16 protein-coding genes are annotated in these 18,738 nt (G+C 46.8%); 9 read left to right on the top strand and 7 right to left on the bottom strand.

What is annotated here, in order from left to right:
- Window positions 1-89 precede the first annotated feature (89 nt).
- Window positions 90-842 (top strand): GLPGLI family protein, encoded by a 753-nt coding sequence (locus K1X61_08885; protein MBX7108746.1) that lies wholly within the window; start codon window positions 90-92, stop codon window positions 840-842.
- 9 nt (window positions 843-851) lie between these two features.
- A complete protein-coding gene (locus tag K1X61_08890) occupies window positions 852-3,602 on the top strand; it encodes a TonB-dependent receptor (protein ID MBX7108747.1) in 2,751 nt (916 codons plus the stop codon).
- Between the two features lie 138 nt (window positions 3,603-3,740).
- Here the strand turns inward: K1X61_08890 and K1X61_08895 are convergent, their stop codons facing one another.
- From K1X61_08895 to K1X61_08905, 3 genes are all read right to left on the bottom strand, one after another.
- Window positions 3,741-5,855, bottom strand: a complete 2,115-nt coding sequence (locus K1X61_08895) for a carboxy terminal-processing peptidase (GenBank protein ID MBX7108748.1) — start codon at window positions 5,853-5,855, stop codon at window positions 3,741-3,743.
- Between the two features lie 701 nt (window positions 5,856-6,556).
- On the bottom strand, window positions 6,557-9,076 hold the full coding sequence (gene mgtA, locus K1X61_08900) for a magnesium-translocating P-type ATPase (GenBank protein MBX7108749.1): 2,520 nt from the start codon (window positions 9,074-9,076) through the stop codon (window positions 6,557-6,559).
- A 191-nt stretch (window positions 9,077-9,267) separates the two neighbouring features.
- The gene (locus tag K1X61_08905; protein MBX7108750.1) at window positions 9,268-9,759 is read right to left on the bottom strand and encodes a GNAT family N-acetyltransferase; all 492 of its coding nucleotides are present in this window, start codon (window positions 9,757-9,759) and stop codon (window positions 9,268-9,270) included.
- 278 nt (window positions 9,760-10,037) lie between these two features.
- Between K1X61_08905 and K1X61_08910 the strand changes: the two genes are divergently transcribed.
- Window positions 10,038-10,502, top strand: coding sequence for a hypothetical protein (locus K1X61_08910; protein ID MBX7108751.1), 465 nt, complete (start codon window positions 10,038-10,040; stop codon window positions 10,500-10,502).
- 257 nt (window positions 10,503-10,759) lie between these two features.
- On the opposite strand, the gene K1X61_08915 is transcribed toward K1X61_08910, so the two are convergent.
- Both K1X61_08915 and K1X61_08920 read right to left on the bottom strand, forming a co-directional pair.
- On the bottom strand, window positions 10,760-12,316 hold the full coding sequence (locus K1X61_08915) for a glycogen-binding domain-containing protein (GenBank protein MBX7108752.1): 1,557 nt from the start codon (window positions 12,314-12,316) through the stop codon (window positions 10,760-10,762).
- Window positions 12,316-13,365, bottom strand: a complete 1,050-nt coding sequence (locus K1X61_08920) for an aspartyl protease family protein (protein ID MBX7108753.1) — start codon at window positions 13,363-13,365, stop codon at window positions 12,316-12,318. The genes K1X61_08915 and K1X61_08920 overlap by 1 nt, the downstream gene beginning before the upstream one ends.
- A gap of 254 nt (window positions 13,366-13,619) precedes the next feature.
- On the opposite strand from K1X61_08920, the gene K1X61_08925 reads away from it, so the two are divergent.
- The 6 genes from K1X61_08925 (at window position 13,620) to K1X61_08950 (ending at window position 17,595) form a co-directional block, all read left to right on the top strand.
- On the top strand, window positions 13,620-14,201 hold the full coding sequence (locus K1X61_08925; protein ID MBX7108754.1) for a TetR/AcrR family transcriptional regulator: 582 nt from the start codon (window positions 13,620-13,622) through the stop codon (window positions 14,199-14,201).
- A 53-nt stretch (window positions 14,202-14,254) separates the two neighbouring features.
- Window positions 14,255-15,247 (top strand): 1,2-phenylacetyl-CoA epoxidase subunit A, encoded by a 993-nt coding sequence (paaA, locus tag K1X61_08930; protein ID MBX7108755.1) that lies wholly within the window; start codon window positions 14,255-14,257, stop codon window positions 15,245-15,247.
- Window positions 15,248-15,269: 22 nt separating this feature from the next.
- Entirely contained in the window at window positions 15,270-15,671 is a 402-nt protein-coding gene (locus K1X61_08935; protein MBX7108756.1) for a hypothetical protein, read from the top strand.
- A gap of 7 nt (window positions 15,672-15,678) precedes the next feature.
- Entirely contained in the window at window positions 15,679-16,431 is a 753-nt protein-coding gene (paaC, locus tag K1X61_08940) for a phenylacetate-CoA oxygenase subunit PaaC (protein ID MBX7108757.1), read from the top strand.
- Window positions 16,425-16,919, top strand: coding sequence for a phenylacetate-CoA oxygenase subunit PaaJ (gene paaJ, locus K1X61_08945; GenBank protein MBX7108758.1), 495 nt, complete (start codon window positions 16,425-16,427; stop codon window positions 16,917-16,919). The genes paaC and paaJ overlap by 7 nt, the downstream gene beginning before the upstream one ends.
- Window positions 16,920-17,010: 91 nt before the next feature.
- Window positions 17,011-17,595 carry a nicotinate-nucleotide adenylyltransferase gene (locus tag K1X61_08950; protein MBX7108759.1) on the top strand — a complete coding sequence of 195 codons (585 nt, stop codon included), beginning with the start codon at window positions 17,011-17,013 and terminating at the stop codon, window positions 17,593-17,595.
- A gap of 64 nt (window positions 17,596-17,659) precedes the next feature.
- On the opposite strand, the gene K1X61_08955 is transcribed toward K1X61_08950, so the two are convergent.
- Together K1X61_08955 and K1X61_08960 are read right to left on the bottom strand one after the other, a co-directional pair.
- Window positions 17,660-17,851, bottom strand: coding sequence for a cold shock domain-containing protein (locus K1X61_08955; GenBank protein MBX7108760.1), 192 nt, complete (start codon window positions 17,849-17,851; stop codon window positions 17,660-17,662).
- Between the two features lie 188 nt (window positions 17,852-18,039).
- Window positions 18,040-18,612 carry a dihydrofolate reductase family protein gene (locus K1X61_08960; protein ID MBX7108761.1) on the bottom strand — a complete coding sequence of 191 codons (573 nt, stop codon included), beginning with the start codon at window positions 18,610-18,612 and terminating at the stop codon, window positions 18,040-18,042.
- Window positions 18,613-18,738 lie beyond the last annotated feature (126 nt).

Consider the following 18,738-nt stretch of genomic DNA (forward strand, 5'->3'; position numbering starts at 1 on the left):
AAGTCATTAACCTTAATTAACCTTAATTGGGTTACCATTAACCGGCAGTTGACGGCAGGGCAGATATTTTTACGGCAAAACCTTAACTCATGAAAAAAATGATTTTTTTATTGGTCACTTTTCTTCCTTACGCCGCTGTTATGGCCCAAACATCAGGTACCGTTTATTACCATGAAAAAACAAGCCTGCATTTTAACATTCAGGGCGATGCACCGCCGCCTCCTAATCTTCCGCACGAACGCATGGCATATACAGTGCTCTACTTTCAGCCTGACCAGTCATTGTATGCCAATGATCCGGATAAGGAAAATGAGCCGGCCATGGTGGAACATGAATCAATCGATGGAAGTGAGGGCATTCATATAAAAATGGATGCGCCGGATAACCGCTTCTATTGTGATATAAAAAACAAAAAGTGCATTGATCAGCGCGACTTCATGCAAAGACTCTTCCTGATTGAAAGAGACCTCCAATCAACAGGCTGGAAAATTACCGGCAATCAGAAAAACATATTAAACTATCCATGCCAGGAAGCAACGCGCATTGAAGATGGTAAAAATATCACCGCCTGGTTTACAGCTTCAATTCCTGTTGCTACAGGCCCGGCAGGCTTTACCGGATTACCCGGGCTGGTATTGGAGGTTTCTGTGAATAATGGTGACAGGGTTATCACTGCAGTGGAAGTCAGGCCGGGTGATTCTGCTGCCATGATCGTGAAACCTAAGGAAGGGAAAAAAGTGACCGAAGCGGAATTCAATAAGATACGTGATGAGAAGCTGAAGGAAATGGGAATAGAAAACGGAAATGGCGGCAATGTGATCATCCGGATTAATGAACACTGATCCTGTTGCATGAAGCGGTCACTAAGCATATTCTTCTTTTTCTTTTCCACTCCGTTGTTTGCACAGCTGAACCTGCATGGTGCGGTGATGGATGAAAACGGCATTGCACTGGCTTCTGTATCCGCCGCACTTCTTAATCCGTCCGATTCAACATTGGATTATTTCGGCATCAGCAATGCAACAGGTGATTTTGAAATCAGGGAGGTATCACCCGGGAAATACCTGCTTCAGCTGGCATGCATCGGTTACCAAACCCGGTTTGTTCCGCTTGAACTTACAGCCGGCAGTGAACAGGATCTTGGTGTATTGATAGTGCCGGCGCTTCCCGTTATGCTGGACAGCGTGGAGGTGAAGGCAGAACGCATTCCATTACAACTGAAAGGCGACACACTGGAATACAATACCTACGCTTTTAAAACGCAACCCGATGCAAGTGTTGAAGACCTGTTGAAGAAGTTTCCCGGCATTCAGGTAGATCAGGCCGGTAACATCAAAGCGCAGGGAGAATCAGTCAACCAGGTATTGGTGGATGGAAAGGAATTCTTCAGCAGCGATCCGAAAGTCGCCACTAAAAATCTGCCGGCAGATGCGGTGCGCAAGGTGCAGGTTTTTGATAAGCAATCTGAAGAAGCTGATTTTACGGGTATTGATGACGGCTCAAGAAGCAAGACGATTAACCTGCTCTTGAAAGACGATAAGAAAAGCGCCTGGCTTGGCAATGTAACGGCAGGTGCAGGCACGGCTTCACATTACCAGGCAGCAGCAAAGTTGTACCGGTTTACCAAATCAGATCAGTTTGCGGCATTGGGCATGCTGAACAACATTAACCAGTTTGGATTCTCGTTTAATGATTACATAGATTTTAACGGCGGCATTGGCAGCATGATGAACGGTGGTGGTATGCGGCTGGAAACAGGTGATGATGCCATGCCGTTGAATTTCGGCCAGCAGGTGAATGGACTCGTCACCTCCGGTGCGGCAGGGCTGAATTTTACCCATGAAGCAATGCCGGGCAACAGGATCAATGTCAGCTACCTTGGTAACGGATATGACAAGCAGCTTTCCCAAACATCTTTATCGCAGAATTTTGCACCGGGCTTTACATTTGCTACCTCGGCCGGCACCTTGCAGCAAAGCTTAAGTGTCGGTAACAGAATCAACTTCAACTGCAGGAATGCGCCGGACAGCCTGCAGCGCCTGTTCGCCAATGGCAGCCTGGCATTCAACGGCAGGCGCATCAATGACAGCACACAGACTGAAAACTTCTCGGCAGATTCGCTCACTAATTTGCTGAAGAGCATTTCCTATGAACGGACGGGCAGTGTAAAGGGGAATGCAACACTTACGTATCTGCGCAAAAACAGGAACGGCGAAAATGTGTTCAGGGTTGAACTCACATCGTCGGCACAAAGCTCACTTACCCGTTCGGAATGGAAAAACCTCACCGCCTATTTTCCGGATGCTGCCGAAGACAGCAGCAGGCAGTACCGCGATGATCATAACAGTACCGTGGATTATTCGACCGGTTTTTCCTGGCAACATCAGTTGAACAGCAAGTTCTATCTCGTGCCTTTACTCAGGATTGGCGGCACGCATGAGATACTGAATCGTGAACAGGGAATGCCGGCACCGGATGACACGCCTGTTGATTCACTCAGCCCCGGATTCGCCCGCAATGATCTCTGGATACAGCCGGGAGTTGCGTTGAGGTTCTCCTCAAAAAAAACGCAATGGCGACTGTCACTGGCCGCAAAAGGCATAACACTTTCCGACAAACTGGATAATGATGCAGCGCAGCATCAATACGATATCTACATTGTGCCGCAGATTTCATTATCGAAAGAGATCAGGCGCGGTTCGCGGCTGGAGTTCTCGTATGATGCATCAGTCAATGCGCCGGAAGCAAATCAGTTGCTGCCTGTGACCAACAATATCAATCCGCTGCAACTGTTTACCGGCAACCGCAGCCTGAAGCCGGAGTATGCATCCAACCTCTCCGCTACCTGGATGCTTTTTGATCAGTTTTCTTTTACTTCTTTATTCACCTCACTGCGGGTAGGATATATAAAGGATAAAATCAATTTTTCCCGTACCATACAAAATGATTTAAGCCAGTCGCTGACGCTGGTGAATGTGCCGGGTGAATATTCCGCAACTGCCGGCGCTGATTTTTCAACGCCTTTCCGGCCGGCCGGTCTGAATATTCATCTCTCGCTGGAAGAGCACTTTGGCAGGGGAATCAGCTTCATCAACAGCGAGAAGAATATCATCAACTCTTTTACACATGGCATAAACCTTAGCATTGACAACCGGAAAAAGGATAAAATTGACGCGACGCTGGGCAGCGGAATCGAGCTCACCAACGCAGCGTATTCTGTTCAGTCAGCCATGAATTATCATTATTTCAACTGGTCTTATTTTTTTGAAATGCATTACATGCCTTCGAAGCAGTGGACATTTTCTTTCAATGCCGATGTAAACCATTATGGTGTGGACGGGTTTGATGTAAGCACACTGGTTCCGTTAATCCGGGCGGAAGTATCAAGATATCTGCTGAAATCCAACAGGGGCACAATAACGTTAAGCGTATTTGATCTCCTGGATAAAAATGCAGGTATTACGCAAACCAGTGAACTGAATTATCTGATGCAGCAGCAATCCAACACAATCGGGCGATATGCAATGCTTTCATTCCGTTACCGGATCAATAAGGCGGATCAGGGAAATGGCGGAGTGGATATTAAGGTGAATGGCAGATAGCAGGCAATGATGCGATTGCACAAAAAGGCTGCATATCACTATCCGCCGGTGTTCAATGACTGCAGGATCTTCCCGGCATTTTCCAATATTCCGAAACTAATGGTTGCCATTAAATATCGGCCAACAGGGTTGCCGCAATCATTTTATTTCATTCATCACCTTGGTCGCTTCCGACAGATAAAGGTCCTTCCGCAGGTTTTTAAGAAACTGATCGTTGCGTGCCATCGCCGTACTGTCCGCATTTATTTTTGACAGGTCGGCCGCGAGATTGGAAACGGAAACGAGCATGGAGTCAGCATCAATGGCATCATACTTCTTTTCCTTCGCATCCAGCTCGCTTTGTTGTGCGCTGAATTTTTTATAGTTGAGCGAATACACGGAGTGGTCTTTCCGGTACTTGTAATCGACAGCCTCTTCTTCTATTAATTGGAAAAGCGGATTGCCGGCCATGCGTTGCTGGCTGTTCTTTTTCAGGGTTGCCAGATCATAAGTGGTATTCCACGACTGGTATTTCGCCGGTGCGATCTCATCCCATCCGATGGCATACGGATCTTCTTTTTCTCCATTGGTGATCTGTGAGTACGGATCAGGAACTATGATATCCGGTGTAACACCTTTCAGCTGCGTAGTGCCGCCGTTAATGCGATAAAATTTCTGAATGGTGATTTTTAATGAACCCAGTTTCGGAGCATCGTTACCTTCTGATGCCACAAAATCATCGAGGTTGAAAAAATTCTGAACGGTTCCTTTTCCGTAGGTGCTGCTGCTGCCGATTACCACAGCGCGGTGATAATCCTGCATGGCTGCCGCAACAATTTCAGAAGCGGAAGCGCTGTAATAATTCACCATGATGGTGAGCGGCCCGCTGTAGGTCACAGCAGGATCCGTGTCGTATAAGACATTTGGTTTTGAACCACGTGGACGAACCTGAACGATGGGGCCGCCGGGAATAAACAAGCCGCCGAGCTTAACTGCCTCCTGCAACGAGCCGCCGCCATTATCACGCAGGTCGAGTATAACGCCCGTTACATTTTCGGCTTTCAGCTTCTCCAGTTCCGCCTGCACATCACCTGCACAGCTCCTGCCGCCCTTCTGATCAAAGTCGGCGTAGAACTCCGGCAGGCGGATATAACCTATTTTTTTACCGCCTGAATTGATGATAGCGGATTTTGCATAGGTAGCTTCCAGTACCACGATATCGCGAACGATGGGAATAATCACCAGCGATCCGTCGGGCTTGCGTACCGTGAGTCTTACTTCGGTTCCTTTCTTGCCGCGGATCAGCTGAATGGCTTTGTCAAGCCGCATCCCTTCAATGCTCACCGGTTCGGCGGCTCCCTGCCCTACACTGAGTATCACATCATTGGCTTTCAGCTGCCCTTGCCGCCAGGAGGCACTGCCGGCAACAATGCTGGCAACACGGATCTCGCCGTCTCTTTGTTGTAACTGCGCACCAATTCCCTCCAGCTGTCCGGTCATCTGAATATCGAAGTTTTGCTTTTGCACCGGCGGAAAATATTCCGTGTGCGGATCTTCGATGTTGGAAATGGTATTGATATAAACAGCCAGCCAGTCGCTGCGCTCCAGCTCATCAAGGCGATCAAAGAAATCCTTGTTGTTCTTCTGCACTTTTGAACGTGCTTCTTTTTCAAGAACGTCAAACGGTTTGATCTTCACCGTATCCGATTTTTCATGCGCCTTTTTTTGTTGCTGTTCGGAAGTCCGCAACTGCTGTAATACCTGCAGCTTCATGTACTTCCGCCACTGTTCGCGTAAGGCATTGGTATCGGCTGCGAAAGCAAGTTTATCTCCATCGGTCTCTATGCTTTCATCGATACTGAAATCGATAGGACTGTTCAGCGGTTCAATACTGTACCGGCGTGCCTGTTCCACCCGTTGGTCGTAGATCTTCATCACGGCATCAAAAAAAACATAGGCACTGTCTTTCAGTTCGTCGTCTATACTGGTTTTATAGGCTGCCAGCTGATCCACATCACCCTGCGTGAAAATTTTTTTGTTGTAATCCACCCGCTCCATAAACTCTTTGAAAATCTTCTGTGAGAAAGCATCATCAACCGGTTGGGGTGAATAATGAACAGCATTTATTCCGCCCATCACCAGCCCGAGCAATTCTTTATTGTCGCCCTGCGGTAGTCTGAAGAAACCGAAAGAGAGACATACGGCACTGATGATAACGGCGGCGGCTGAAAAAGCAAGCAATACAGGTTTCACCCTGATGAAATACTTCGACATATTGTACAATTTGAATTTTGCAAAAATACACAATGACGGCCAACCAATATGACCTGTCCTGTTTATCATCGTATATCATGCCAGGATCCAATTGATTTTTAGTTGCACCATTTCATGTAATACAAAACCACGGAAGTCTACAACCAAATCAGGATATCTGTGGATTGATATAGACAGTAAATAAACGCACACGATGAATTGTACATAAGCACATCAATGCAGAGCGGATGCACAGCAGTTCATGATGAAACATCACTCAAGTTTCACATACTTAAGGAATGTTGATGGAGAAACAGGAGAATATACAGTAAGTATTAAAACGAAGAAAGCGGAATCAATCTGTTCGATTAATTCCGCTTTCGCAGCCTAAGCAACCGTAGCTCCCTATGCTGCCCTGACCTTCGAACCCGTGCCTCACCTTGCGATGCTGCTTCTTCTTTTCTTTCGATCGGAAGGCCGTCTATTGCTAAACGACCGGATGTTTTAATCAGTGAACCAAACATACATCACGCACTGTACGCTTTGCAAATTTTCCGGCCTGATATTGTACACAAAATCTCCACACCGGTTATGCACAACTGTTGAAAAGCATGCTTGCTCACATTGAGTTGATGATATCCTGAACCGGCGATGTGATCATTATCAAAAGTCTGTATGGCAAATGAAGTGGTCATTCACCACCGGTTGTCCTAACCTTATCATCAGCTGTTTTGGTACCGGTTAAAAAACCAGACTTTTAATAAATCCGCGGTAATGACGTAGGCCACTACAATGGCGGCAATTGCTCCGAGGAAAGGAAGCGGTAAAGGGATAAGGCCGGCTTCCGAAGCGAATGGAAGGTAAGGAAAGACAATGGTGAGTGCAAGCGCTGTTACACTGAGCAACAGCAATGACCTCGCAGGCCTGCTTTTAAAGAAATTTTTTTGTGTGCGGATAATAAAAAGGATGAGCAATTCCGTAAGGACAGATTCAATGAACCAGCCCGTTTGAAATGCGGATTCTTTCACCCGTAAAACATAGTATAAAACCAGGAAAGTGATCACATCAAATACAGAACTCTGAATACCGAAAACAAGCATGTAGGTCCGAATCATCCTCAAATTCCATTTCCCCGGTTTTTTTAACTGATCATCATCTACATTATCAGATGCCACCGCCAGGTATGGAAAATCAGTCATGAAATTGGTCAGCAGGATTTGTTTCGGAAGCATCGGCAAAAAGGGAAGGATAAGTGATGCGGCTGCTACACTGCACATGTTGCCGAACGTGGAACCTGTGCTGATATAAAGGTATTTTAAGGTGTTCGCAAATGTTTTTCTTCCTTCAGTAATACCATCCACCAATACTGATAAATCTTTTTCCATCAGCACAATATCGGCGGCCTCCTTTGCCACATCAGCAGCATTGTCAACAGAGATACCGATATCCGCGGCATTAATCGCTGACACATCATTGATTCCATCGCCCATATAGGCGACGGTATAAGATTTCCTCAATGCTTGAATAATACGCTCTTTCTGCTGTGGTTCCACCTCCGCAAAAAGGTGTGTCCTCTTCGCCAGCTGAACAAGCGCTTCAGAGCTGGTATTAATAAGCTCTTCGCCCGTCATGATTACCGGATCGGGAATGCCGATTTGCATGGCAATTGACTTCGCTACATTCTTATTGTCTCCGGTAATTATCTTAAGGCCAATATGTAATGTCTGCAGTGATTCAATAGTTTCCGCAATAGCCTGTTTAACCGGATCCTGTAATAAAATGAATCCGGCAAAAACCAGGTCTCTCTCATCTTCTTTTGTGATGTTGTCTGTGGTGATCAGTTTGTAAGCAATGCCGATGGCACGCAGGCCGTTTGCGCTATATTCCTCAAAGAGCATATTCAGTGCATCGATGTGCTCATGGAGAGGCGTGATGACGTTGCCCGGCAATCTGACGGCGGTGCAGATGCCGGCTATTTCCCTGAAGGCGCCCTTACTGATGAGCAGCTTCTCATCGGCTGTTTTTACGGCAATGCTCAGGCGCTTTCGGATAAAATCATAGGGCACTTCACTGAGTTTCAGTGGCGGTGATCCTGCTGCATGGCTAAGTTGTTTCAGCGCATCATCAATCGGGTTGGCATAACCTGCCTGCAGGCTGGCGTTCCATACTGCAAGTTGTTCAACGAACTCATCGTGACTTCCGCCGCCATTTACCAGGCCGTGTACCCTGATGATGCCTTCCGTTATAGTACCGGTTTTGTCGGTGCAGAGTAAGTTTACTTCTCCGAGGTTTTGAATGGAGGTGAGTTTTCTTACGATTACTTTTTTCTGAAGGATTCGTTTGGCGCCTGCACTCATGGCGATGGTGGTGATAGCGGGCAGTAATTCGGGAGCCATTCCCACCGCCAGCGCGAGGGCGAAAAGCGCCGATTCCATGACGCTCTTATGATTGAGCAGGTTAACAAGGAGGATAAAGATGGAGAGCACCAGTGTAATCTTCATCAGGAAAAAACCGAAGTCCCTGATGCCCTTTTCGAAGGTTGTTTCCACCGTAGCGGAAGCACTTTGTACAATGGTTCCAAACAGGGAGTTGTTGCCTGTTTGAATCGCCAGCGCTTTGGCATTGCCGCTTACGATACTCGACCCTTCCCAAAGACAGTTTGTTCTTTTTGGCAGTTCCGTCTGTTCAGGTAATGTGCCGGCCTGCTTTCTTACAGGAAAGGATTCGCCTGTAAGGCTCGATTCATTGGCATGCAGTTCATTCGATTCCAGAATCAGGCAATCCGCGGGTATGATATCACCGGCATTAAATACGAGAACATCGCCGGGCACCACCGCCACGGAGTCAATTTCCTGCTCTATTCCGTCACGTATCACGTTGCAGCGCAGCGAAATCATCGACTGCAGTTTCTCCACCACCCTGCCGGCATTGCGTTCCTGAAAAAAACTGAGCAACCCTGATGACAGGATGATGAAGAGAATAATGACAACATCGGAAGGATCGCCGAGGAATGCAGATAGAACAACAGCACCAATCAGGAGCAGCATGAGCGGGCTCTTGAATTGTGCGATGAATAGTTTGGTTTCTTTACTGAAAACAGATTGTGCTCTCTTTTGTCTGCCGGTCTTCGCATGGATCTGTGCAGCCGCTTGTTCACTGAGGCCGCATGCGCCACTGTTTAATTTTTTTAACCAGTAGTCTGTATTATACTGCCAGAAATAATTCGGGGAGGCTGTTGGCATAAAACTGATTTGACAAAGCGTCGGCTGTTCCAGAAGCAGGCAAGTGATTGGCCGGTGCTGCCGATAGCCATTACTTTACATGGTGTTAAATTAATGCTTTGTTGCACGGTGAACTGCATAAGCAACAGCCCCGATGGTTGCTGCAGTGTTATGATACTTTCATAACTCACTCAAAAAGCAGCATTATTTAATCAACCTGGTAATATTTTTTCAAAACATACACTGCTTTCCAACCCTGCATATTGACCGTAGTTGGGAATCCGGTGGTAATGGTTCTTATGATAAAGACCAATTGCTTCCGGTTGATTCTTCCCTGTCTCGAGGATGAGTTTTCCGGCTGACAGTTCTGCCGCCCATTTTTCCAATGCCTGCAGCAGCATGGTGGCAATGCCTTTCCCGCGCTCAGCGGGCACCGTATACATCCGTTTTACTTCCATCACATTTGCATCATAATTCCTGATGGCACCACAACCAACGGGGCTGAAGTTGTCATAGGCAACGATCACATGTTTTATTGTGCCTGTTTTATTGAGCTGCGCATAAAATGCGTGATCCTCACCATCGCGTACGACGAGTTCTGCGTCAAGCTGTTTTACCAGTTCTATGAAATCGGAATTTTCAGCGTCTGTTCTGATTATCCTGATCAAACGTGTTAATGGATTAGTGGTGATGATGTTTTGCATTGCAAACGGTGAAGTTAAGTATGTACCATTTCTTTCCATTATTGATCTGAATCGCTGGTATGCATTGAAAAAGGCAGTGGCTTACATCTTATTTTGTTACAGCGCAGGCAACGGATAAAATCGGAATAGTTAAAATCAGTGGCATCTAATGTCTGTCAAGGTTAAGACAGGTTAAAATGCGTTAAAGTTTTTCAGATTTGTTAAGACTCGACAGCGATGGCACATGTATTGAATCCGGTTGCTCATACTAACATTAAATCTTAACCTAAAAAAAACTTATGAAAAGCACAAGCGTAAAAATTACATTGTTTGCTGTTGCCATCAGCGGATTGCTGACCATGCATGCCACTGCACAAACAACCCAAACAAAGGCACCGGCCTCTGCGGCTTCTACAGAGGCAAAAAAAACGGAATCGAAAGATGCCAAGAAGCAGGAGTTCACGAAGCACCTGAATGAAATACAACCAAAGGTGCAGGACTACACCGCCAAAGCGGCATCAGAAAAAAATGCTGAATTCAGCAATGAAGCGGCGAAGCTGAATAGCATGGTGAATGATTTCAAAACCAGGCTCGACCGTTACGACAGCACGCCGGCTGCTCAACATGAACAGTATGTGCAGGCCATGACCAAAGACTGGGAAGCTATCAATGTGCAGCACAAAAAGGTGGAAGGCATGTATAATAAGCTGCATGCAAACAAACCGGAAAAAGCAGCACCCAAAGAAGCGGCCTCTCCGAAGTAAGAGAGATTGATCACTCAACAAAAATGCCCCCGGTTTACGCTGAGGGCATTTTTGTTACACTAAGATCAAAATGGTTTCTCGCTGTGACAGCGGTTTAGTTGTAATTTGAAACCACTTGCACTTAAGATGGAACAGGCTGCTGCTTCATACGCTATTTAATTTTGATAAAGCTGACTTCATTCATCAACGGAAGTAACACCTGCGGCATCAGCGTGGATCATACATTCCAATAGATAACAACCCTTGCTGGATAAAACTCAATTATCGTAGTATGTTTCCTCCGGTTCTATCCACAATACGGAGTTGCCTGTGCCATATTCATTTTCATCATACAACGGGTTTTCCGGATCGATGATCCAGTTACCATCCACGATATATTTGTAAGTATATTTTCCGGCCGGCAGGTAAACCGGCGCTGACCAGATGCCATTGTTCTTTTGCATGGGATAGCCCGGCTCCGCCCAATTGTTGAAGCTGCCGCTGATATATACTTTTTTAGCATCGGGATATTTGCGCAATTGAAAAGTATAGTTGGCTTTAACGGTGCGCACAGAATTCATCAAGTCACCGCTGCCGGAAGTAACAGGATTGGCCGGATCGGTGATCCATTGTCCGTCAACAATAAACTTATATTCATAAGTGCCGGGCCGCAATACATAGGGAATTTTCCATCCTGTGGCAGACTTCGTCATCTGCAACTCCTGCGTGTTCCATGCATTAAAGTTTCCGCTCAGGATTACGCTTTTCGCATTCGTGTATCCGTTGAGCGTGAAAAACAAGGTATCGCCAAGGCTCATGAAGGAATTGAAGTTGCCATTGCCATCGGGCCGCGTTACCTTATTCTTCGGATCGAGGATCCAGTTTTTATCCACTATAAATTTATAAGCATGTGTGCCTTCATTCAGGTACAGCGGCAGCCGCCAGCCTGTTGCCGTGCGTTGCATTATAAGTTCCTTTTCATTCCAGTTATTAAAACTGCCACAGAGTACTACACGCTTAGCGTCACTATATCCATCCAGTGCAAAGACATAGTTGTAATGAAAATAGGCCGAGTTATAGGAACCTTGTCCGTCACTTTCACGCCGGAGGTTGTTTGCATCGTAAATCCATAATCCGTCTACGATGTATTTATAAAGGTACTTGCCCGGTTTCAGTTTTTGAATGGCCACCCAACCGCTGTCGGTTCGTTGCATGGCAATGCCATTGGTGCTCCAGTTGTTAAAGTTGCCGCTCAGGTAAACACGCGAGGCCTGTGTGTAACCGCGCAGGCGGAAAATGGTTTCATCTTTCTTTGGATTCTCAAATACGGAAGGTGCGGATTTCCAGCTGTTGGTACCATACTCCACAGGCAATGGATAACCGGGTGATCCGGCTACTGCTTTCGGATGGTCGATGTAAATGGGCTGTTGTCCCCAGCTGATGGCATCGCCTTTATCTACAGGCTTGGCAATCTCAATCACGTTCTTGTCTGCATGATGAATAGACCACCCTTCTTTACTGAGTGTGCCAAGTTGCCGGTAGGTCCAGAGGCTGTCTTCTTTCAGTTTAAAAAAACCAAGCATTTTATTGAGTTCATCGGGCAACTGTTTGTCAAACCGGACGATGATCATCCCGTTTTCGATCCGCAGCGATTCATTCTTTTGCGCAGTGGCAGCGACCGGTAACAACAAGCACATTAAGATTACAGCTAATAGCCATCCTGAACTGCGCCACTGCTTAGGCAACAATCCATTCACCCTGTCATTCAATAGCTGCAGCAGGAAGGCAGAGTGCCTGCCGGCAACATGCATTGGATGGTATGAAGAGCTTTTCATCATTGTGGCTTCGTGTTATAAAAATACATGGTTAATTGCTTTTTACGGAAATTAATAATCACGCGCCCTTCCGCGAGGAAATTAAATCCGAGAATGCCGTCGATGCCGGTATTGTAAGCTGCCTGAAGTCCGGCCAGTCCGGCCAGAATGGTTTGTGAATTCGTAAAGGTGTGTGATCCGATCGTGAGTTCATCGAGCTCGCCGCCGAAAACTTCAACGCGTTGATTGTTGGTACCCGTGAGTGAATTCCTGCTGCCAAGCCGGAAATGCTCAAGTACTTTTTTGGGGACATCATTGCCGAGCACATTAATTTCCGCACCTGTGTCGAGACAATACCGCAGCTTATTCTCGCCTACTTTTGCCGCAATGAAAATGACATTGTTTTCCATATCAATGGGAACCTGCAGATCAGATTTTGTCGCTGCAGTTGCACTGTTTTGTTTGATCCTTTCGCCGCTTTTATCAAGCCGGTACAGGTATAGTACACTTTTGTCTACGTCTATCTCCATTTCCAGGTCATTGAACAGGCTTGTGCCGAGTAAGCCAAGTACCTTCACCCCTTTGCTGTCTTCTATGTGCCCGAGGCTGACGAGATCGGCCCGCATGGACTTATAAAACAATTCCTGGATAGAAAGCCGGTTAACGGTAGTTTGTGTTATCTGTGCATTAAAACCTCCGGTCACGCTGCCGGCGCTGACACCATCTTTACTTTTTCCTTTCCGGAAATAAGTCTTGTTCAATACAAGATAAGGAGCACCGGTGTCGAGGATGAAATTACCGGTGACGGAATCAACCGTTGCTTCCACCAGCAACAGGTTTTCGGCTCTCTTGATGGGTACCACCAGCACATCAAACTCTCCTTCCGGTTTCGACAACATCGACTGCTGAAACACCACTGCTTTCGACTTACCGACTACCGGCCAGGCTGATGTAAAAAGCAACAGCAAAACCATTAACCATGTTGCAGCCAACTGACTGCACTCAATGGTTGGTAAGGAGATGCTGTTGATTTTCATGTTCAGTGCAAGTAACATTTGACGGTTAGCCACCAAAACTAATTTTCACAGGAATCTGTCCGGGTTGCTATAGGACATACAAAGATGATCTTATGTTACAATTGGCAATGATGTTTTTTGTTATCGCCGGCTGCAATAATCTGTAAGCTGGTTTTTGGACAACCTTGCGAACCTGTAATGCCACACAAACACTGTTCACAGCGATGATCAGCTTTGGGCTGCAGCTCCCGGCCTTTTTTTTATTTCAGAAATAACCAATTACTTTTGCTAACAAATGTTAGTCTGCGATGCCTAAAGACAAGACGATCAAGCGGAAAGATCAGATCACGAAGATAGCACAGCATAAATTCAGGGAGAAGGGCTACCGTGCTGTTTCCATGCGGGAGCTGGCAGATCATGTAGGCATTGAAGCGGCCAGTTTCTACAATCACTTCGACTCAAAGGAGGGCATTCTGAAAGAAATCTGTTTCCGGATGGCTGCTGAATTTTTCAATGGCATTGACAAAGTGATCAATGAAGAAAAGCTGTCTGATAAGATATTGGAGAAGGCTATCCGATCGCATATTGCGGTAATTACTTCCAACACCGATGCCTCCGCTGTTTTCTTCCACGACTGGCGGTACCTGAGTGAGCCGTTTCTTACCGAGTTCAAAGCATTGCGACGCAACTACGAAAACATCTTCCGCAAGATTATAAGAGAAGGCATGAGCAACGGCACATTTAACAAGCTGGATGAAACATTTACTGTGCTCACCATTTTTTCATCACTCAACTGGGTGTATGAATGGTATGATCCAAACGGGAAGTTTACACCTGTGCAGATTGCGGATAACCTCTCCAGGCTCATCCTCGACGGCATGAGAAAATAAATAGCATAAACCATTCATCATCACGACGGAAAAACACCCTTCAATCTTTTTATATGTACGGCGGCGGCTACATTTTTACTGAACCTACTCAAAAAGAACGTGAGGAGCATGTGGATGATCCCGTCCTGCTCGCAGCATTTGAGGCTACGATTAACAGCGGTGAAAAGATTGAGCCGGAAGACTGGATGCCGTATGAATACCGCAGGCAACTCATCCGGCTGATTGAACAACATGCACATAGTGAAGTGATGGGTGCTTTGCCGGAAGGAGCATGGATCACCCGTGCACCGGGCTTTCGCCGCAAGCTGGCACTGATAGCAAAGGTGCAGGATGAAGTAGGGCATGCGCAGTTACTCTATAATGCTGCCGAAACACTGGGTAAATCACGCGAGGCAATGATCAGCGATTTGCTGAGCGGAAAATCAAAATATTCCAACGTCTTTAACTATCCCGCCTTTACCTGGGCCGACGTTCCTGTCATCGGTTTCCTGATTGATGCCGGCGCCATTGTAAACCAGGTGGCTAACTCCAAAGGATCTTACGGCCCTTATTGCCGTGCCCTGGAACGCATCTGCTATGAAGAATCATTTCACATCAAGCAGGGCTACGATGCATTTGTGGCGATGGCGCTGGGCACACCGTTGCAACGTGAAATGGTACAGGAAGCGCTCAACCGCTGGTGGAAGCCGATCATGCATTTCTTCGGTCCGCCGGATCAGCAGTCGCAGCATGGCGAGCAGCTGATGCGCTGGAAAGTGAAGATGGCCAGCAATGATGATATGCGGCAGCAGTTCCTGGATTCGTATGTGCCCAAGATTTGGGAACTTGGACTCACGCTGCCTGATCCGTTGCTGCAAAAAAATTCCGTTTCCGGCAAGTGGGAATACAGTGATCCTGACTGGGATGAGTTTCTGCGGGTGATTAATGGCGATGGTCCGTGCAATGCAGAACGATTGGCCGCCCGCCGTTTCGCCGAAGATCACGGCAGCTGGGTGCGGGAAGCACTGATGAATCCACGCCAGGAGTTTTCCATTCCGCTTGCCTGATGATTGTTTAATAAATGGCACGATGAAAACAAAAGCACCAATAATCGATCCGCGCATTCAGCGCCTTGACATGGAACCGTCGCTTGCTTTTCAACAACTGAAGACGATGGAGGAATGGGGCACCTTCGAAGTGTTTCACCAGAAAAAACGCGGCGAACAGCACATCCACGCCGGTGTGGTACATGCGCCTGATCCGGAGATGGCGTTGATATTTGCCAAGGAACAATACGGCCGCCGGCTGAAATGCGCCAATATGTGGGTGGTAAAGTCATCGGACATCTATTCGCTGGGATATGCCAATGCCGACATGTTTGAGACCACGCCGGAAAAGATGTACCGCGAAGCCGGCGGTTACAAACTGCGCGATAAGATCAATCAATTCAAGAAAGAGCAGAAGCTGCAGCATGCAGAGGCTGATAAATAACCAACGTATGAATCCGTTACACGAACTGATGCTGAAGATGGCCGATGATGCCCTGGTGCTGGGGCATCGAAACAGCGAATGGACGGGGCTCGGCCCGATCCTCGAAGAAGACATCGCTTTTTCCTCTATGGCGCAGGATCAGATTGGGCATGCATTGTCGCTCTATACCATTCTGCATGAAAAGGCAGGATTTGAAGAACCTGATCAGATGGCTTTCCTGCGCAATGCCGCCGGTTTCCGTTGTTGTCAACTGGTGGAATTGCCGATTGGTGAATATGATTTCAGCCTCGCGCGTCATTTCCTGTTTGATCACGCGGCAGCCATACGGTTTGAAATGCTGTCGTCGTCGTCTTACGAAGCGCTTGCCCGCCTGGCAAGGAAAATCAAAGGAGAATTGAAATACCATGTGCTGCATGCCAATTCATGGATCACCCGTCTCGGACACGGCACAGCGCTCAGTCATACACGCATGCAGTCAGCATTGAACTATGCTATGCCATTCGCACTCGGATTGTTTGAAACAAGTGATGGAGAGGATGAACTTATTGCGCAGGATATCTTCGCGGGTGAAAAATTATTACAGCAATACTGGGAGGAACGCATAAGGCTGCAACTCAAGAAGGCCGGGCTGGATTTTCCGGAAGTGAAGGACGATGCGATTTATTATGGAGGAAGACAGGGAAAACACACCGCTTTTCTTCCCCTGTTGCTTGCGGAAATGGCGGAAGTCATTAAACTGGAGGAGGGCGTGGCATGGTAACGGCAGCAACAACAGCAACCGGCAGCATTTTTTCTTCCTTGCAGGAAGTGATGGATCCGGAGATCCCGGTGTTGTCTGTTGTGGACCTGGGCATCATTGAAGATATCATAGTGGAGGAGGATTCCGTAACCATCATGATGCTGCCCACTTTTACAGCTTGTCCGGCCATCAGGCTGCTGCAGTCGCAGATACAACAGAAAGTGATGTCGCTCGGCTATCAGGATGTGCAGGTGAAGGTTGATGATTCCGTTACCTGGAATACCGACCGAATCACGGAAAAAGGAAAGCGCAGCCTTGCAGCATTCGGACTCGGAACACCATTACGCCATGCGGGCGATTTTAGCCTGGCGGATATTGAATATTCGGCATGTCCGCATTGCGGCAGCGGCAACACCACCATGAAATCCATGTTTGGCTCAACACTTTGCCGCAGCATGCATTATTGTTTTGATTGCCTTCAGGGCTTTGAACGGTTCAAGCCACTTTGATTGGTGAATATCGGATGGTGAATGATCAGTAGTCAGATAGTGAATGTATTAATGATTCCTAATTTTGTGACTTCACCATTCACCATTCACGATGACCGGTCTCTTCTTTGGTTCGTTCAATCCCATTCATACCGGCCACCTGATTATTGCTGAATCCTTGCGGCAGCAAGCCGGGCTGGATAAGGTTTGGTTCGTTGTTTCACCGCAAAATCCGCTGAAGGAATCAGGATTATTGCTCCCTGAAAAAGACAGGCTTCATCTGCTGAAGATCGCCATCAAAAGCAATAAATATTTTGTTGCGAGCGATATCGAGTTCCGGCTGCCGAAACCATCTTATACCATTCATACGCTGGAGATGATCGCCCGGCAATATCCGCGCAGGAAATTTGCACTGATCATGGGTTCAGACAACCTGCACATTTTCAGGCTATGGAAAGACTATAAAAAGATCCTTGATAACTATAAGGTGTTGGTGTATGACAGGCAGCAGCCTGCAACTCCGGAATTGATAAAGCATCCTAACCTTATGTTTTTTGATGCTCCCTACCTTGCTATCTCTTCTACGATGATCCGGCAACAGTTGACGGAAGGCAAATCCATCCGTTACCTCGTTCCGGAAAAAGTGGCTGCTTATATTCAGCGGCATCGGTTATACAGCAGAAAAAAACGGCGCTGAGACCCCTGTAAAGCAGAAAAGCCTCCCTGATGAAGGAGGCTTTTCCGGGAAAGGAATTAAATGATTATGCTAAACGTACGTTTACTGCATTTAAGCCTTTTTTACCTTGTGTTACTTCAAATACCACTTCATCTCCTTCGCGAATGTCCTGTGCGAGACCGGTTACATGTACAAAGATGTCTTGTCCGGTTGCGCTGTCATTGATAAATCCAAAACCTTTTGTGGTGTTGAAGAATTTTACTTTTCCTTTTTTCATTTTGTAATTAAAATTTTTGATTATTAAGGCGACAAATGTACGAAAATATTTTGCTAAACCTAATTTTTTTTGGATAGCTCCCGGCCAGGCAATGATCCGCTGCTTGCTCAGCTATTTAGCAGGGAAGAGAAAATGATTACCGTTTATCAAAACCGGAAACAGGCCGAAGGGCTGTCTGCACTGCAGGATTATCGATTGCCGACTTCATAATTCAATTCTACCACGCCGCAATTAAACCGGTGCGTAGAGATAAGTTGCAGATTTATTTTGTCTTTGATATCCTTAAACAACGGAATGCCTTGTCCGAGTATTACAGGATTAACGAATAGCCAGTAGCCGTCAATGAGTTGTTCTTGCATCAGTGAATGCGCAGCGGTCGGGCTGCCAAAGAGCAGGATTTCTTCTCCGGCCTGTTGTTTTATTTCCTGAATGTTGCGGGAAAGGTTGTCGCCGATGATTCGCGTGCTGGTCAAACCCGTTTCCGTCAATGTTGATGACAAAACAACTTTGTGAACTTTGCCATACCATTTTGCATGTTCGATATCGTGCCGGCTGGCTGCCGGCTTATCTGCCGCAGTTGGCCAGTAATTTTCCATCATCTGAAAGGTCACCCGCCCGTATAATGCCGTATCACCTTTGCCGATCCGTCTTTCTACATGTTGAAAAATTTCATCATCAACTTTAATCCAATCCATTTCGCCATTCAGTCCGGCTGCAAAACCGTCCAGCGAAATGTGCATGAATGAAATGATCTTTCTCATAAAATCCTGATTATTGTTGCGGTTAGTATTTAGTGGCTGCCAATGTACGCTATCTGCCTGTTTGCGATATTCCGGGTCATTTCATCAGCTATCAAGTTGACCGTACGCGCCATTCAGCCCGCTTCC

The sequence above is a fragment of the Chitinophagales bacterium genome (assembly GCA_019694975.1).
Taxonomy (GTDB): Bacteria; Bacteroidota; Bacteroidia; order Chitinophagales; family UBA10324; genus JACCZZ01.

Bases quoted from the DNA above. Each gene is read 5' to 3' on its own strand.
- K1X61_08885 (MBX7108746.1), top strand. From the start codon at position 90: ATGAAAAAAATGATTTTTTTATTGGTCACTTTTCTTCCTTACGCCGCT.
- K1X61_08890 (MBX7108747.1), top strand. From the start codon at position 852: ATGAAGCGGTCACTAAGCATATTCTTCTTTTTCTTTTCCACTCCGTTG.
- K1X61_08895 (MBX7108748.1), bottom strand. From the start codon at position 5,855: ATGTCGAAGTATTTCATCAGGGTGAAACCTGTATTGCTTGCTTTTTCA.
- mgtA (MBX7108749.1), bottom strand. From the start codon at position 9,076: ATGCCAACAGCCTCCCCGAATTATTTCTGGCAGTATAATACAGACTAC.
- K1X61_08905 (MBX7108750.1), bottom strand. From the start codon at position 9,759: ATGCAAAACATCATCACCACTAATCCATTAACACGTTTGATCAGGATA.
- K1X61_08910 (MBX7108751.1), top strand. From the start codon at position 10,038: ATGAAAAGCACAAGCGTAAAAATTACATTGTTTGCTGTTGCCATCAGC.
- K1X61_08915 (MBX7108752.1), bottom strand. From the start codon at position 12,316: ATGAAAAGCTCTTCATACCATCCAATGCATGTTGCCGGCAGGCACTCT.
- K1X61_08925 (MBX7108754.1), top strand. From the start codon at position 13,620: ATGCCTAAAGACAAGACGATCAAGCGGAAAGATCAGATCACGAAGATA.
- paaA (MBX7108755.1), top strand. From the start codon at position 14,255: ATGTACGGCGGCGGCTACATTTTTACTGAACCTACTCAAAAAGAACGT.
- K1X61_08935 (MBX7108756.1), top strand. From the start codon at position 15,270: ATGAAAACAAAAGCACCAATAATCGATCCGCGCATTCAGCGCCTTGAC.
- paaC (MBX7108757.1), top strand. From the start codon at position 15,679: ATGAATCCGTTACACGAACTGATGCTGAAGATGGCCGATGATGCCCTG.
- paaJ (MBX7108758.1), top strand. From the start codon at position 16,425: ATGGTAACGGCAGCAACAACAGCAACCGGCAGCATTTTTTCTTCCTTG.
- K1X61_08950 (MBX7108759.1), top strand. From the start codon at position 17,011: ATGACCGGTCTCTTCTTTGGTTCGTTCAATCCCATTCATACCGGCCAC.
- K1X61_08955 (MBX7108760.1), bottom strand. From the start codon at position 17,851: ATGAAAAAAGGAAAAGTAAAATTCTTCAACACCACAAAAGGTTTTGGA.
- K1X61_08960 (MBX7108761.1), bottom strand. From the start codon at position 18,612: ATGAGAAAGATCATTTCATTCATGCACATTTCGCTGGACGGTTTTGCA.